Raw genomic sequence first — 15281 nt, 5'->3', positions numbered from 1 at the left:
CAGCGTCAGTCATTGACAACGCGTTTTAGCTCGGCGACATTATTATCAATTCTTTTCTCTGTATAATAATCAAATAGGTGTATATGGTGCGGCTTTACGGCTATGCCTAACCTGTCACCTACTGCTACTTTTTCATGACCATCGATACGAAGTAGCACTCGGTCACAATCATAGCCTTGTGTTGTACAATGGATCAACTGGTCGGCACCCAGCACTTCGATTAATTCAACATCGGCATAAAACCAAGGATTATCTCGGCATAGATATAAATGCTCAGGCCGTAACCCGATGCGAATTTGGCCACCGACCAAGTGTGAAGTTGGCACAGAAAGAACTTGACCATTTAATCTAAGACCGTGACGAGTAACTTCTCCGCTTATAATATTCATTGCTGGTGAACCTATGAAAGTTGCAACAAATGTCGACGCAGGGAAGTCGTAAAGATCAATAGGTTTTCCTACCTGTTCGACCTTCCCTTGATTGAGTACAACCAATTTATCTGCCAACGTCATAGCCTCGACCTGATCATGAGTTACGTATATAGAAGTGGTAGACAAACGCTGCTGCAATTTCTTAATTTCAAGTCTCATTTGTACTCTGAGCTTAGCATCGAGGTTTGATAGGGGCTCATCAAACAAAAATACCTTGGGTTGCCTTACTATCGCTCGTCCCATTGCTACTCGCTGACGCTGCCCTCCAGATAGTTGTTTGGGTTTGCGATCAAGCAAGTGCTCAATTTCTAGCATCTGTGCCGCTTCGGTTACCAAACGTTTGATCTCTGCTTTAGGCGTCTTTCGATTTTTCAGGCCATAAGCCATATTGTTATATACGGACATGTGTGGATACAGAGCATAATTTTGAAATACCATTGCGATATCTCTGTCCCCAGGCTCCTGAAGGTTTACTTTCTCCGAATCTATGTATAAATCGCCGCCGCTTATGGTTTCTAGGCCGGCAATCATCCTTAACAAGGTCGATTTACCACAACCACTTGGGCCAACAAGCACCACAAACTCGCCTTCTTGAATATCAAGATCTAACTTTTTAATCGCTTGATAACCGTTCGGATAGCATTTTTCGATATTAGTAAGATTGAGCGTAGACATTTTATTTCTCCGAATCGACGAGTCCTTTAACGAATGCTTTTTGCATTGCGATAACAACGAACACAGGGGGTAACATAGCAATGATGGTAGTGGCCATAATTCTATTCCATTCAATCAGCCCATCTTCCACACCAAGCATTTGCTTGATACCCATGACAATGGTTTGATGTTCAATATCGGTTGTGATCAGCATTGGCCATAGATATTGATTCCAACCGTAGATAAACGTTATAACGAATAAGGCTGCAATATTTGTTCTCGACAAGGGCAACAAAATGTCGAAGAAAAACTTAATCGGTCCTGCCCCATCAATCCTCGCTGCTTCCACAAGCTCATTCGGAACAGTCAAAAAGAACTGCCGAAAAAGAAACGTAGCAGTCGCACTGGCAATAAGAGGAATAGTTAAACCGGAAAATGAATTCAACATGTTCAAATTAGTGATGACTTCAAATGTTGGCATGATTCGTACCTCGACTGGCAACATCAAGGTGAAAAATATCAGCCAGAAGGCCAACATTCTTCCAGGAAAACGAAAAAAAACAACGGCATAAGCGGACATAATGGAAATTGATAATTTGCCGAATGTGATACACAGAGCCATGATCATTGAGTTGGTCAACATATTTAAAATCGGTAATTGACTGTGGCTACTTGGATCTGATTGGTTCAAAAGATCGGTAAAAATGGAAAAACCCAATTCACCGAACCAAAGAGGAGTTTCCTTCACAAAAGCGCCGTTTTCATGCGTCGTTGCGACCAATGCGACCCATACGGGTATAGCAATTGCCAAAATTCCCAAGACTAAAATCACATGACAGAAAAAATCAAACAAAGGTCTACGTTCTACCATTAGTATTCCACCCTTTTTTCGACGTACTTAAATTGAACAATGGTCAATGCTGCTACGAGTATCATTAGAATGACAGATTGAGCTGCAGATGAGCCCAAATCTAGCCCAACAAATCCATCGTTATAGACTTTGTACACCAGTGTCGAGGTGCTATTACTTGGCCCACCTCGTGTCATTGCGTGAATGATCGCGAATGTGTCAAAAAATGCATAAACAAAATTGACCACCAATAAGAAGAAACTCGTGGGAGAGATCAGTGGAATGCTTATGGTAATGAAGCGCTTGGCTGGACCACTCCCATCGATAGCGGCTGCCTCATGCAGAGAACGTGGCACAGACTGGAGGGCTGCAAGAAAGAAGAGAAAATTATAACTAATTTGTTTCCAAACTGAAGTGACGATAACCATCCACATAGCATGATTACCGTTTAAAATAGGGTCCCAGACAATACCAAACCAAGCTAGTGCATGAGTCGCTATTCCGATAGTGGGATCAAATAAAAACAACCACAATGAACCAGCAACAACTGGCGCTACAGCGTATGGCCAGATCAGGAGTGTACGATATACCATGGCTCCACGAATGATGTGTTCTGCAAATGCTGACAGAACCAGTGCGATAGCTAATGCTAGGCAAGCAACAGCAACACTAAATTTCAACGTAGTAATCAACGAATCTAGGTAGTAGATATCTTCAAACAAATTACTGAAGTTTTCAAAACCGACAAATTCGCGACTCATACCGAACGGGTCTTCCAGTTGAGATGACTGGAAAATCGCTTGGGCAGCAGGCCAAATAAAGAAAACCAAGGTAATGATTAATTGTGGAGCAATAAGACCTAAAGGAAGCCACTTATTGTTAAAAATTACAGGTGTTGACATAAAATTTCCGATATTCGATAAGCTTTCGATCGAGTCATTAGCAGGGCTATGCCCTGCTTTATAACATTAGTTCTGTGTGCGCTCGAAACGGCGTAACTGTTCATCACCTCGACGCACTGCATTATTCAAAGCAGTTTTAGCTGAGGCTTTACCTGCCCAAACAGCTTCTAATTCCTCGTTGATAATGTCTCGCGTCTGCAAAAAGTTACCAAAGCGGATACCTTTTGAATTGACGCTAGGGGTCGATGAAGTCATCTGTAAAATTGCAGTATCCGTCCCTGGATGATTTTGGTAGAAGCCTTGCTTTTTGGTGAGCTCATAAGCTTTTTTCGTTATCGGAAGATAACCCGTAAATTGATGCCAATCGGCTTGTACTTCTGGACTTGATAGATAAGAGAAAAACTTTGCAACACCCTTGTATTCAGCTTTTGAATGTCCATTAAGTACCCACAAAGAGGCACCACCTATGATGGTGTTTTTGGGTTTAGAGATCACATCAGCATCATAGGGAAGTTCGGCGACACCAACCTCTATTCCTTTCATGCTCTCTAAAATACCTGACAAGCTCGCAGAAGAGCCTATCGTCATTGCACATTCCTGAGTGTAAAATAAAGGCATACCACTCGACTGTCGCCCACCATATTTAAAGATACCATTTTTCGCCCACTGCCCCATCTGATCTATGTGTTTAACAAACGCTGAGTCATTGAAACGGAAAGAAGTATTTAAGCCATCAAAACCATTGCTTTGGGTACCAACAGCCAAATCATTTCTCGCAGCAAAATTTTCAATTTGTGTCCACGATTGCCAAGTGGTGCTAAAGCCACATTTCGCACCGGATTCAATTAGCTTCTTAGATGTAGTCTCCATTTGTTGCCATGTCTTTGGAGCCTCAGTCAGGCCAGCTTTCACAAACATCGCTTTGTTATAATACAAAACTGGAGTCGAGCTATTAAAAGGTAGAGAAAGCATCTTACCTTCTTTTGAGGTGTAATATCCCGTAACGGCAGGTAAATAGTCGATAGCATTAAAAGGCTCTTTGGTATCGGCCATTAATTGATAGACAGGATAAATAGCCTTATCCGCGCCCATCATTGTCGCTGTACCAACCTCAAAAACTTGTACAATGGCAGGTTGCTGTTTCGCTCTAAATGCAGCGATAGCACTCGTCATGGTCTCCGAATAACTCCCTTTGTAAACCGGTTTTATTTCATATTCGGATTGGCTCGCATTAAAATCTTGGGCTATCTGGTTCACTTTTTGCCCCAAAACTCCACCCATCGCATGCCACCACTCAACTTCAGTTTTTGCCTGAACTTGTGCGGTAAATACGATTGTGGTCGTCACTAACCCTAAGATAGTTTTTATTGCCATGATAATCCCTCTTATCATCTATTCCATTTTAAAGAAGTAATCTGTTCGATTACGTTGGGATGACATTAGGCGAGAAGAGTGACGTTTCCGTGACAATTTGGTGAATTTAAAATAGTGTTAGATTTGCCTTAATAACTTCACAATTTCGTCATCGAACCTTCATATGTTAAAGAGATATTTCAATAAAATAACTAGTGGACTAAAACCATGAAACTAACAGCGCACCGTGGCTTATCAAGCTTAGCACCAGAAAATACATTATCGGCATTCAAAAAAGCCATTCAGTTTGGCTGCGATTCAATTGAACTCGACGTCCAGCTCTCGGCAGATCATATTCCGGTAGTTTTTCATGACCAAACCGTTAATCGATGCACTAATGGTCAAGGAAAAGTGTCAGATTTAACATGGCATGAGCTAAGGCTCTTGGATGCAGGTCTATGGTTTAGCGATGAATTTGAGGGAGAATATATCCCTTCGTTAGCTGAAGTCCTGTCACTCGCTGCCAGTAAAAAAATCAATATCAATATCGAGCTTAAGACTTTCCCTGGTTGTGATATTGACCTGCTTTGTGAAAAGGTTGCTCTGGTCATTATGGAGTCAGAAATAGATGATGAGCAACTGCTTTTTTCCAGCTTCAGCACCGATGCTTTACTCTGTATTGCTCAGTATGCTCCGACAATTAGACGAGGCCAACTTTGGCAAACCATACCTTATGATTTCTTGAATATTCTTCAACAAATCGATGCTTATAGCGTCCATTGCGATTATCGTTTCCTTACTGAGCAGCAAGCAGTGAAGGTAAAATCAGCAGGCTTTCAACTTCACTGTTACACGGCAAATTTTCCTGAGTTAGTAAAGGAACATGGGAACTGGGGAGTCGATAGAATTATCACAGACACACCCCAAAACTTTGTGAAATCTAAAGCATTAGAACCCGTCCTAGATATTTAACGATAGCATGTTCAATTGCGAAAACTTTTTTGCACAACCCTAATCAGGGTTACAACGGCTGGCCCCATTCTTCGGGGTTAGTCAAACGTGTTTCACCTTGATAGCTTTTTGCTCGGATATCTTTAGGATTGTAAAGAGCGCACGAATCCATCGAGAGGCAGCCACAGCCAATACACCCCTCTAAGTCGTCTTTTAATGCTTCCATTTGTCTGATTTTATGGGCAAGAAGTTCTTTCCAGCCTGCCGCCATTTGATCCCATTGCTCTCGACTAGGAGCACGATGTTTTGGTAGTAAGTCGAAGTAATCACGAATATCATCCAAACTCAAACCAACTTCTTGTGCTGCCTTAATGACTGCAATACGACGCAGAATACTACGGTGATATCTTCGCTGATTTCCCTGGTTCCTCCAGCTATGAATCAATCCTTTTTGCTCATAAAAATGTAGTGCAGATACATTAATACCTGCTCGCTTTGCAACCTGACCAACACTCATTTCCATTTTGGGCTTCCCAAGTAAACCTCATCTCCCGTTGAATAGTGTAACTTCTGCTTTTAAGTGACACAACATGCGTATTTACAGGATTAAAAAATTCAAACACAAACTAATTCTCAGTGCAAACAACGTTAGTTTAACGCTATGCAGATTTGATCAAATCACGTAAAATTTAAGGCCCTGAATAAGGTTAGTGAACTGTTAATAATGAAAAAAACATGTATTGTTACTGGTGGGAGCTCTGGTATCGGCCGAGCGGTTGTCGAACTCTTCGTTAAAAATGGCTATCAAGTCTTTAACCTAGATATTACAGAAGGCAACTCTGGTCGGTTTGTATGTTGTGATATTACCGATCACGCAAGCGTCGTTGAAAGTATCCAAAAAATTGCCGAACAAAACCCAATTAACGTACTTATCACCAGTGCAGGCGTTCACTTTTCTGCCACTATTGAAGAGACCACAGAACAAGATCTTCAACGCGTATTTGACATCAATGTCAAAGGTACATATTCAGCAGTGCAGGCGGTTCTTCCCAGTATGAAGAAGCATGGTTCAGGCTCCATTATTGTTATTGCATCCGATCAATCATTGATAGCAAAACGTAACTCATTTGCCTACAACCTGAGCAAAGCAGCCCTTGCCTCATTAGCCAAGACAACCGCATTGGATTACGCGCAATACAATATTCGTGCTAATGCCCTTTGTCCAGGAACCATCGAAACACCTCTCTATCACAGAGCAATCGAAAACTACTGTAATAAGTCCGGTGCGAATATTGAAGATGTTCACAAGAGTGAAGAGGCGTTACAACCCCTTGGTCGACTTGGTCAGCCAATTGAAGTTGCACAATATGCTCTGTTCCTTGCCAGTGATAAAGCGACCTTTATCACTGGGAGCACCCAGGTTATTGATGGTGGCTACACAACAGGCTAAGGAAAATTCATGCTGGAATTGATTGATGCACACCTTCATTTTTTTGATCTCGATAAAGGCGATTATCGATGGCTTAAAGCAGAAAACCCACCATTTTGGCCAGATAAGCCTCTGATTGCTAAAAATTGGGGAGAGTCTGATCTCACTCTCCCCTCAGAGCTTACACTTACAGGCTATGTTCATATCGAAGCTGGGTTTGATAATGTTCAATTTTGGCGCGAGATAGAGTGGCTTGAAACCTACAATAAGCTACCTTTTAGGTCCATTGCCTGCGTTGATCTAACAAAAACAACCAGTCAATTTACTCAAGACTTAAACAATCTACGGCAATACCCAACTGTTGTTGGAACAAGGCACATCTTGGATGATGAGGCCTGTGAACTATTTGGTTTATCGAACGTGCAACAGAACCTAAAACAGCTCGCCGCACACGACTTAATATTTGAACTACAGATGCCGTTCATAAACACGGAAGCGGTCAAACAACTCGACTTATTATTAACCAGTATACCCAACCTAACCGTTATTATTAATCACGCTGGTTTCCCACCCAATACCAATGACAGCCTATATCCTGTTTGGGTGAATAATTTACGCTTAATCGCTAAACATCCTAAGGTCGCGATTAAGTGTTCTGGTTGGGAAATGGGAGACAGAAGATACCAATCAAATTGGGTGTTAACGGTGGTCGAAGAATGTATCTCAAGCTTTGGTCTAGATAGAGTGATGCTTGCAAGCAACTTTCCTCTATGCCTTTTCTCTCAAAGCTATTCTAAATACTGGCAGTCATTTAATAACTTACCAGATAAAACAAAAAAGGCGCTGCTTAGCCACAACGCCTATAAATGGTATAAATTCTGAACTATTTTTTTACTCTCACATTTGGAGATCGTCTTACAACTTCATCATTTAGTTCAATGCCGATTCCCGGAGTATCTGGGGCTTGGAAAAAACCATCTTTTGGTTGAGGATCTTGGATACAAAGCTCACGGTTCCAGTCTTTAATCGCGTAAGTATGATGTTCATGGATCAAGAAGTTTGGGATCGCTGTTTCTAAGTGTAGTGATGCCGCAGTCGCAACAGGACCACCACATACGTGAGCTTGTACCCTAATGTCATAAACATCGGCGTAATCACAAACTTTTTTCGCTTCAGTAAAGCCACCACATAGACCAACGTCCGGTTGCAGTACATCAATACTTTGGTCTTCAAAATAAGGTCTAGCATCCCAACGATGATACAGTCTTTCTCCACCCGCTATTGGAACTTTGACATTGTCTGCCACTTTTTTATGGATGGCCGAGTTTAAGTAGTTCACTGGTTCTTCATACATCATACAGCCCACTTCCTCAATTACCTCTCCCATTTGAATGGCAGAGGCCGCTCCCATCAGAGAATGAGACTCAAAAATGATATCAACATCCGGTCCAACCGCATCCCTGATCGCTCTGAGCCTATTCCCAAACAAACGCATTTGTGGTTGAGTGAATAACTTAGTGCGGTCAAAAGACGATTGACCATCAGCATCGTAGACTATCGGATCAACTTTAACGGCATCATAACCTTGTGCAACGGCTTTTAGCGCAGCTTCCGCGTATTCCTCTGGATGGATCAGTTTTTTGCACTCAGTGTCCCAATCGAATTGAAGCTGACTCGCATAGGTACGGAGTTTGTCATTCGTCTTACCACCCAATAGCTGATACACAGGTAAGCCAAGAGCCTTGCCCTTAATGTCCCAAAGAGCGGTATCGATAGCACTCATTGCCGCATACAATACTGGTCCTCCACCTAGCCCCCAAAAGCTCTCTCTGAGCATTCTCGACCATAGTTTTTCAGTACTGAAGGGATCAAAGCCTATCAAAACAGCCTCAGCAATCTCCTTGATCATTGCTGCCGCAGCACTATGCCCCCAATCGTATGCGAGTCCTGCTTCTCCAACACCAGTGATACCCTCATCAGTGTGAATTCGCACAAAAACAGGATTCCAGGGTGGACGCTTAGGACAGTGAATATCAAAAATTTCAATTTCAGTAATTTTCATTTTTACTCTTGCTCTTTAGTAAGTTTGTGTTGGATTTTACTGGTCAAAATCCGGGTAGAGGCGTTTCACTTTTCTCATCATTGCTGGCCAAGCTTTTTGACCGCCAGTCAAACCAGAATGAACAATGTTGGCTTGAGCTTTGATACCATCAACAATCGCTTGATCCACCAGAAAGGCCTCTCGACCTGTGGACTGAATGTGAAGCTGAATTTGACAAGCTTGGGTAAGGTCATACATGTGCATAAATGCATCGCCAATGGTTTTCCCCATGGTCAAGGCACCATGATTTCTCAACAGCATAAAATTGGCTTTACCCAAGTCTTGCTGCAAACGGAGCTTTTCATCATGGTCGACTGCCAAACCTTCGTAATCGTGATAGCTCATTGACGCAAGAGCGAACATCGAATATTGACTTAATGGCAATAATCCTTCTTTCAAACTTGCAATAGCCACAGTCTCAATTGAATGAACATGGAGTGCACATTGGTCTTCTGGGCGAGCCTCATGAACAGCACTATGGATGGTAAAACCGGCAGGGTTGATATTGAAAGGCGTATCTTTGTCTACTACGTTCCCCTCGATATCAATCTTAACGAGATTTGATGCCGTAACTTCATCAAAAGATAAGCCAAAGGCATTTATTAATAAATCTTCAGTACCGGGAATGCGCGCTGAAATATGCGTATGGATTAAGTCGTCCCAACCGTGCATCACAAATAGTCTATATGCTGCTGCTAGTTCAACTCGAGTTTGCCACTCTACTTCCGAGACTTTCCCTTTGAGATCCAATGTTGGTAATTCATACATCTCAGACTCCTTGTCATAATCACTTTACATCTTACACCCAAGCGACCTCAAACGGATTAACAAAGTGAGCTCGCAGAGTACGGATTCAATATAACAACAATACCCAAGTAACCTCAAGATGCTAGGTTCAGCGAGAATGACTTATTTTACAGGCAAGGCAACGATTTGAAAATTTAGTCATCTAAATTGAAAATCGGTAACGACGTATGTAAAACAAGGCAACTCGCCCTTTGGGAGCGTGCCACAGCGCCGATTTCATCGTCAAACAACTTGGCAAGAGCCCACTATTCCGCTGCGTTATTTTCCTTGAACTCAACGCTGTGGCGTCGCTCTGAATCCTGCATTTTGAGGTTACTTGGGTATATGACGCTTACTTACACATGAAAATTTTGATAGTTAAGCAAATTAGATGGTCTATCACTAATTTCTATAAAACGACTCAAACACCATTCTTTAGTTAAATTTATTACACTGTAATTTTTCATGACCCAAACCTCAAATCAGATAAAACGTCATTATATACCCTTCAAAAATACTTTTATTTATTTAGTATTTAACCCTGATTTCAAACATAAATTATTATTGTCGAATAGATAATTAAATAGGGTCAAAACCTTGAAACCTTACCTAACTTTATTAATAAAAAAGAACGTAATAAGTCTAATTTTTTATTTAGTTTTTTGTAATACTCTTTATGCTTCACAAGAAAAAATACCGGAGTTGAATAGTAAGAAACCACTATATGATGAAACTCAAGAATTAGTTCGAGGTAATGGTGCTGAAATTATATCTGTTGACCCTCATCAGGCCGAGGGTATCCCAGACTTTAGAGTTTTGCTTGATTTATTTGAGGGGCTAGTAGGCATTAATCAGAGTGGTGAAGTCGTTCCTGCAATTGCTGAAAAATGGGACAACATCGAAAATAAAGAATTTATTTTTTCAATTCGTAAAAGCGCTAAATGGTCTAACGGTAAGCCCATTACTGCAGAAGATTTTATTTATAGTTTTCGACGAGCGATTGATCCCAACACCGCAACTCCCTATGCTTTTCTCTATAAAACTGCCCAGATTGTCAATGCTAAAGCAATACTTGACGGAAAACTTGCTAAGGAAAGCCTCGGGGTATCAGCCTTAGCTGACAACAGAGTAAAAATTCTTTTAGAAAATCCTGTCCCTTATTTTACTAAAATTCTTGCCCACTCGGTATTTTATCCCGTTGAACGGCATACTATAGAAAAACATGGCGACCATTGGACCAAACCCAATAATTTTGTCGGCAATGGAGCATTTATTATCTCTAACAGAGTACCCAATGAGAAAATTGAGCTCACACCAAACCCTTACTACTGGAATAAAAAGCAGTCACAGCTTAAAAGAGTTACCTACCTGTCACTCGATGATCAAGTCGCAGAAATGAACCGATTTCTGAGCGGAGAAATACATATGACAAGTAAGGTACCGCTTGAGCATTACCAAAAACTCAAAAAAGAACAGCAAGACACTCTCAATACATCCGATAGACTCTGTACTTATTACTATGGATTCAACACAAAAAAACCACCGTTTAATGATGGCCGCGTCCGTCGGGCTCTTTCTCTAACCATCGATAGAGAAATCATCACTGATAAATTATTAGGTCAAGGACAGAAGCCCTCGTACCAATTTACACCAAGTGCAACAGACAACTTTGGCCTACTAGACATAGAATACAGTCATATGACGGCCAAGCAGCGACAAAAGCGTGCCCAGCAACTACTGGAAGAGGCAGGGTACGGTAAGTCCAACCCTCTTACTTTCAAACTTCTTTATAACACCTCAGAAAACCACAAAAAAATTGCAATTGCGATTCAATCTATGTGGAGAAAAAGCCTTAATGTCAACGTTATGCTAGAAAATCAAGAGTGGAAAGCGTACCTAGATTCGCGTAGACGAGGAGACTTCGATGTTATGCGTGCAGGCTGGTGTGGCCTATATAATGAACCATCTGCATTTCTAACAGTATTCAGTTCAGATAGCTCGCTAAATCATGTGGGCTACCGAAATCAAACTTTTGATAAGCTTTTAAAGACTGCATTGTCCACTCAATCGCCTATGGAACGGAGCAAGCTATATCTCTCCGCAGAAGAGCAACTCATAAAAGACATGCCGATGATCCCAATCTTTCAAAATGTAACCTCTCGCCTTATCTCAACAAGAGTGGGAGGATTTTCACCAAAGATAGTGGATGATAATATTCCATCAAAAGATCTTTTTATTTTATCCAAGTAACCTCAAGACGCTAGATAAAGAAAAAATGGCTGACTTTTCAGATAATGTTCTGATTTTAAGAACTATATAAAAGTTTATTAAATATTTTAAATAACCATAAAAAAGAGAAATTATTTAAATTTCTCTTTTTTATTTCTACTCATATGATATCAATATAAATAATATGATAACTAATTTAACTATTTAATATGCTCCATATCTTGTATGAGAAAGAATAATAAATATTTCCCTTGTAAAAAACACACAAAAGATCTTAGCATTTTGCTACCGAGCATTTATAAAAATGAATCAAACTTACAAGGCTTTAGTATGTTTCAAAGAATATTTAATTCTTCAATAATTTTATTATCGATAGCCATAACACAAATAGGATATTGCCAAGGAATTTTTTTCAAAAATAGCTTGGAAGTGACTAATGAAGAAGAAAATTTTCAGGTGTTTTATGCGGTCAACTCAGGCCAGTGGAATGATCTTGATAGTATAAATATGAATGACTCAAACTCTCTATCTGATGTGATCCACTATGAAAGCGGGGATAGAGTAAGACTAAAAGTTATGACGCCAGACAAACGTTTCATCACAGAAAAATTTTTAATTCCTCATTTTAAACCTGATGAAATCCGTATGGTAGAAATCACTGGTGTGACCCTTCCTGAAGAGGTACATATCAAATCAGATTCAGTCTTTGGGAGAATGACTTTCAGGCGCCCCTTTAAAACAGACAGCGGTCGACAGTATCGAGTTGCCACTTGTGGGGGAATTGCCGTCATTATCGCTTGTGCAGTCGGTAACTATGGTGAGCTCGTTATGCAGTTTGCTGGTATCTCAACCATTCCAACCTTTGCAGGTTCGGCTTACATAGATGAAACCTTTTTCGACCAGCTAGAAAAAGGAAAACAAATTGAACTAAAAGAGAATAAAGGCCAATACTTCAGTGGGTTATTTTATCATGAGATTAAGATGTGGGATCGTGACAAAGGTGAGATCTTTGACCTAAAAGCTGGAGGCTTAGGGATCGGCTTTGGAGAGGCGGTCTCAATAAAATTCACTCGCTGGTAAAAGAAAAAATAATTTAATACTCCGTTATTTTTATAGCTAAATACTCTAACTAATTTTTCGAGAAAAAGATGAAAAACTCATTTTGGATAAGTGCCTTACTTGGTCTATTACCAAGTCTATGTATTGGCCAAAGTTTTGAGCAAGCTGATCAACCAGCTGTTCATGATGTCGCCCTAGGAAATTGGCTGTTACATACCATCGACGAACACAGCCCCTATGGTGAGCCCACCCTTATCATCACACATGACAATGTTTATGGACACACTGGCTGTAACCGTCTATTCACCGCTATTCGCTCTTTTGAGGCTGGTCAGTGGGACATCCACGCTCTCAATATGACAGAAAAGCTGTGTACAGCAGCCCTTTCTAACCAAGAGGAAAAATTAATCCTAGGGTTCGAAGCAAATCCTAATATCACTATTAACGCAGCAAAAAATGTTTTGACCTTTAGTACACATCAGACAACTCTCATCTATCACAGGGTAAATTAAATCCTAAGCCAAGAGGTCTGAATGGATCTCTTGGCTTCAAAATTACGGCTAAGAGAGCCTGAAACTCCCAACGATTCGAGTCAACTTTTCATTCATTTGAGAAATATTTTTTGCATCAGTCAGAGCTTGACGTCCATTGGTATCCAACTCACCAACAATGAGGCTAATTGCAGACATATTTTTACTCAGCTCTTGAGTCACACAACTCTGTTCTTCAGCCGCAGTTGCAATTTGCGTACTTAAATCGTTAATATCTGTGACAAATGTAGTCATAACATCCAAACTTTGCGCTACCTCACCCGCGCCATCTGCGGTATTAGCGCATTTAACCTTGGTTGAGTCCATAGACGCCACAACTGATTGACTTCCTTGTAACAGACTGGCCAGTGCGGCCTCGATCTCTTCTGTACTGCTTTTGGTTCGGCTCGCTAACTTTCGAACTTCATCTGCAACAACAGCAAAACCTCGACCTTGTTCCCCTGCTCTTGCCGCTTCAATTGCCGCGTTCAATGCCAGTAAATTCGTTTGCTCAGCAATCTCACCTATCTCTCCAAGGATTGCACTAATGCCGTCCGTTTTTGAGGACATGTGGGAAACATTGTCACAAGCTAGGGATACATCAGCAACCAGCTGGTGAACATTCGTTTGTGCCTGATTGACAATATGTTTTGAATCTGTGCTTGAGTCATTGGCTTTATGAGTAAGCTGTGCTGTGTTTGCTGCATCAGCAGCCATACATTCGGCAGTGGCATTCATCTCTTCAATCGCTGCAACAACTTGTTCTGTTTCCTCGACATGATTACGTAAAATAGTGCTGTTGCGCTGACTCTGTTCACGCATTCGTGACACATTATCATTGAGTTGTTCAGAGACCTGTCTGATGTCCAGCATCATATCCTGCAAGTTTGAAATGAAAGCATTAACGCCATCTGAAATTTGACCAAGATCATCGTTCGTTTCCACCTTGATGCGCTGAGTCAAATCGCCATTTCCTTGGCTAAGATCTAGAATCGTCTCTTTCAATGTCAGAATAGGTCGATACAGTATATTGATGATAGTGAAGGCAAGAATAACACTCATGATGGTGGCTACAACAGCTGTAACTATGGCGGTATTACGCGCTTGAACTAGATCAGAAAACACAACCTTCTTCTCTAAACCAACGACAAAATACCAGCTTTTTCCGGCAACATTAATTCTGTGGGAAAAGTATAACTTTTCTTTATTAAACATCAGGCCGTCAAAGACGGTATCTTTGCTTTTAAACGACTCTGTCGCGACAGCATTCAACCAAGGAAAAGACTCTGCTTTGTCACCTGCTTTCACGCTATCAAAAGAGGATGCTAAGATGCTCTTGTCATGATTGATGATTAATGCAATGGCTCCGGGGATCTCATTGGTATTAGCCACAATTTGGTTGAGAAAATCCAACTTCATATCAACAGAAATCATACCGTTAAGCGTTTTTCTTACTATTGATATCCAAAAGCTGCTTCCATCACTACTTGAGTAAGGTTCAGTGATCGTTGCAGAATCACTTTCACGACCTAATTGATACCAACTACGAGTCGTCACGTCCCCTGCTAATTTATGATTTGGCCAACTATCTGCGGTCTGGTTCCAGTAAGCATCGCCGTTTTTAAATGCAACAACAGAGCTGTTAAGGTTCATCCCCGCTGCAATATTATGGGTAAGGTTGATAAAGTCTTGTTCACTACCCGATATTGGCTGGTTTTGATAACGCTCACCCAGCTTATCCAAGCCACTGACTTTATCATTTAACTTCGTGGCGATTTGCTCAGCTTGATTTGCCACATAAACCTGATTATTTGTTGTAATAATATCAACCAACGTTTCTTTCTGTTGGATATAAGCAACATAACTTGACGCAGAGACACATAAAACAACCAAAGCTATGATCGAGGCAAGTAATAGCTTTTTAAACCCTAAATTCCACATTACAACCCGTTCCTTTTGCAGCCTTTAAATTTGTATGGCGACAATCATAATGGGTAAATTAAAAA

Annotated in this window: 15 protein-coding genes; 7 read left to right on the top strand and 8 right to left on the bottom strand. The window is 40.9% G+C overall.

Annotated elements, in window-relative coordinates; all coding sequences use genetic code 11:
- Nucleotides 1-5: 5 nt before the first annotated feature.
- The 4 genes from RH40_RS09675 to ugpB form a co-directional block, all read right to left on the bottom strand.
- On the bottom strand, nucleotides 6-1106 hold the full coding sequence (locus RH40_RS09675) for a sn-glycerol-3-phosphate import ATP-binding protein UgpC (RefSeq protein WP_009601287.1): 1101 nt from the start codon (nucleotides 1104-1106) through the stop codon (nucleotides 6-8).
- Between the two features lies 1 nt (nucleotide 1107).
- Complete coding sequence (gene ugpE / locus RH40_RS09670) at nucleotides 1108-1956, bottom strand: sn-glycerol-3-phosphate ABC transporter permease UgpE (protein WP_009601286.1); 849 nt, start codon at nucleotides 1954-1956, stop codon at nucleotides 1108-1110.
- On the bottom strand, nucleotides 1956-2837 hold the full coding sequence (gene ugpA / locus RH40_RS09665; protein WP_009601284.1) for a sn-glycerol-3-phosphate ABC transporter permease UgpA: 882 nt from the start codon (nucleotides 2835-2837) through the stop codon (nucleotides 1956-1958). The genes ugpE and ugpA overlap by 1 nt, the downstream gene beginning before the upstream one ends.
- A 66-nt stretch (nucleotides 2838-2903) precedes the next feature.
- Nucleotides 2904-4211 carry a sn-glycerol-3-phosphate ABC transporter substrate-binding protein UgpB gene (ugpB, locus tag RH40_RS09660; RefSeq protein ID WP_009601283.1) on the bottom strand — a complete coding sequence of 436 codons (1308 nt, stop codon included), beginning with the start codon at nucleotides 4209-4211 and terminating at the stop codon, nucleotides 2904-2906.
- Nucleotides 4212-4418: 207 nt separating this feature from the next.
- Here ugpB and RH40_RS09655 point away from each other — a divergent pair, with 207 nt between their 5' ends.
- Nucleotides 4419-5162 (top strand): glycerophosphoryl diester phosphodiesterase, encoded by a 744-nt coding sequence (locus tag RH40_RS09655; RefSeq protein ID WP_009601282.1) that lies wholly within the window; start codon nucleotides 4419-4421, stop codon nucleotides 5160-5162.
- A 49-nt stretch (nucleotides 5163-5211) separates the two neighbouring features.
- On the opposite strand, the gene soxR is transcribed toward RH40_RS09655, so the two are convergent.
- Nucleotides 5212-5664: a redox-sensitive transcriptional activator SoxR gene (gene soxR / locus RH40_RS09650; protein WP_009601281.1), complete on the bottom strand. Its 453-nt coding sequence runs from the start codon at nucleotides 5662-5664 to the stop codon at nucleotides 5212-5214.
- Between the two features lie 201 nt (nucleotides 5665-5865).
- On the opposite strand from soxR, the gene RH40_RS09645 reads away from it, so the two are divergent.
- Entirely contained in the window at nucleotides 5866-6591 is a 726-nt protein-coding gene (locus RH40_RS09645; RefSeq protein ID WP_009601280.1) for an SDR family NAD(P)-dependent oxidoreductase, read from the top strand.
- Between the two features lie 9 nt (nucleotides 6592-6600).
- Entirely contained in the window at nucleotides 6601-7452 is an 852-nt protein-coding gene (locus RH40_RS09640) for an amidohydrolase family protein (protein WP_009601279.1), read from the top strand.
- A gap of 1 nt (nucleotide 7453) precedes the next feature.
- Here RH40_RS09640 and RH40_RS09635 read toward each other — a convergent pair whose 3' ends face one another.
- Both RH40_RS09635 and RH40_RS09630 read right to left on the bottom strand, forming a co-directional pair.
- On the bottom strand, nucleotides 7454-8632 hold the full coding sequence (locus RH40_RS09635) for a mandelate racemase/muconate lactonizing enzyme family protein (protein ID WP_009601278.1): 1179 nt from the start codon (nucleotides 8630-8632) through the stop codon (nucleotides 7454-7456).
- Nucleotides 8633-8668: 36 nt separating this feature from the next.
- Nucleotides 8669-9439 carry a class II aldolase/adducin family protein gene (locus RH40_RS09630; protein ID WP_009601277.1) on the bottom strand — a complete coding sequence of 257 codons (771 nt, stop codon included), beginning with the start codon at nucleotides 9437-9439 and terminating at the stop codon, nucleotides 8669-8671.
- Between the two features lie 186 nt (nucleotides 9440-9625).
- Here RH40_RS09630 and RH40_RS20670 point away from each other — a divergent pair, with 186 nt between their 5' ends.
- The 4 genes from RH40_RS20670 to RH40_RS09615 all read left to right on the top strand — a co-directional run bounded on the left by RH40_RS20670 (nucleotide 9626) and on the right by RH40_RS09615 (nucleotide 13257).
- Nucleotides 9626-9823, top strand: coding sequence for a hypothetical protein (locus tag RH40_RS20670; RefSeq protein WP_139056871.1), 198 nt, complete (start codon nucleotides 9626-9628; stop codon nucleotides 9821-9823).
- 336 nt (nucleotides 9824-10159) lie between these two features.
- Nucleotides 10160-11707 (top strand): peptide ABC transporter substrate-binding protein, encoded by a 1548-nt coding sequence (locus RH40_RS09625; RefSeq protein ID WP_158091822.1) that lies wholly within the window; start codon nucleotides 10160-10162, stop codon nucleotides 11705-11707.
- 408 nt (nucleotides 11708-12115) lie between these two features.
- Nucleotides 12116-12766 (top strand): hypothetical protein, encoded by a 651-nt coding sequence (locus RH40_RS09620; RefSeq protein WP_241209877.1) that lies wholly within the window; start codon nucleotides 12116-12118, stop codon nucleotides 12764-12766.
- Between the two features lie 68 nt (nucleotides 12767-12834).
- On the top strand, nucleotides 12835-13257 hold the full coding sequence (locus tag RH40_RS09615) for an META domain-containing protein (protein WP_009601274.1): 423 nt from the start codon (nucleotides 12835-12837) through the stop codon (nucleotides 13255-13257).
- Nucleotides 13258-13305: 48 nt separating this feature from the next.
- On the opposite strand, the gene RH40_RS09610 is transcribed toward RH40_RS09615, so the two are convergent.
- Nucleotides 13306-15216: a methyl-accepting chemotaxis protein gene (locus RH40_RS09610; protein WP_009601273.1), complete on the bottom strand. Its 1911-nt coding sequence runs from the start codon at nucleotides 15214-15216 to the stop codon at nucleotides 13306-13308.
- Nucleotides 15217-15281 lie beyond the last annotated feature (65 nt).

Source organism: Vibrio caribbeanicus ATCC BAA-2122 (genome assembly GCF_000165125.1).
Lineage (GTDB): Bacteria > Pseudomonadota > Gammaproteobacteria > Enterobacterales > Vibrionaceae > Vibrio > Vibrio caribbeanicus.
The sequence above is the reverse complement of the archived record's forward strand: the minus strand, read 5'-3'. Positions and strand labels throughout refer to the sequence as shown.

Coding starts and splice junctions, on each gene's coding strand:
- RH40_RS09675 (WP_009601287.1), bottom strand. CDS start 1,106: ATGTCTACGCTCAATCTTACTAATATCGAAAAATGCTATCCGAACGGT.
- ugpE (WP_009601286.1), bottom strand. CDS start 1,956: ATGGTAGAACGTAGACCTTTGTTTGATTTTTTCTGTCATGTGATTTTA.
- ugpA (WP_009601284.1), bottom strand. CDS start 2,837: ATGTCAACACCTGTAATTTTTAACAATAAGTGGCTTCCTTTAGGTCTT.
- ugpB (WP_009601283.1), bottom strand. CDS start 4,211: ATGGCAATAAAAACTATCTTAGGGTTAGTGACGACCACAATCGTATTT.
- RH40_RS09655 (WP_009601282.1), top strand. CDS start 4,419: ATGAAACTAACAGCGCACCGTGGCTTATCAAGCTTAGCACCAGAAAAT.
- soxR (WP_009601281.1), bottom strand. CDS start 5,664: ATGGAAATGAGTGTTGGTCAGGTTGCAAAGCGAGCAGGTATTAATGTA.
- RH40_RS09645 (WP_009601280.1), top strand. CDS start 5,866: ATGAAAAAAACATGTATTGTTACTGGTGGGAGCTCTGGTATCGGCCGA.
- RH40_RS09640 (WP_009601279.1), top strand. CDS start 6,601: ATGCTGGAATTGATTGATGCACACCTTCATTTTTTTGATCTCGATAAA.
- RH40_RS09635 (WP_009601278.1), bottom strand. CDS start 8,632: ATGAAAATTACTGAAATTGAAATTTTTGATATTCACTGTCCTAAGCGT.
- RH40_RS09630 (WP_009601277.1), bottom strand. CDS start 9,439: ATGTATGAATTACCAACATTGGATCTCAAAGGGAAAGTCTCGGAAGTA.
- RH40_RS09615 (WP_009601274.1), top strand. CDS start 12,835: ATGAAAAACTCATTTTGGATAAGTGCCTTACTTGGTCTATTACCAAGT.
- RH40_RS09610 (WP_009601273.1), bottom strand. CDS start 15,216: ATGTGGAATTTAGGGTTTAAAAAGCTATTACTTGCCTCGATCATAGCT.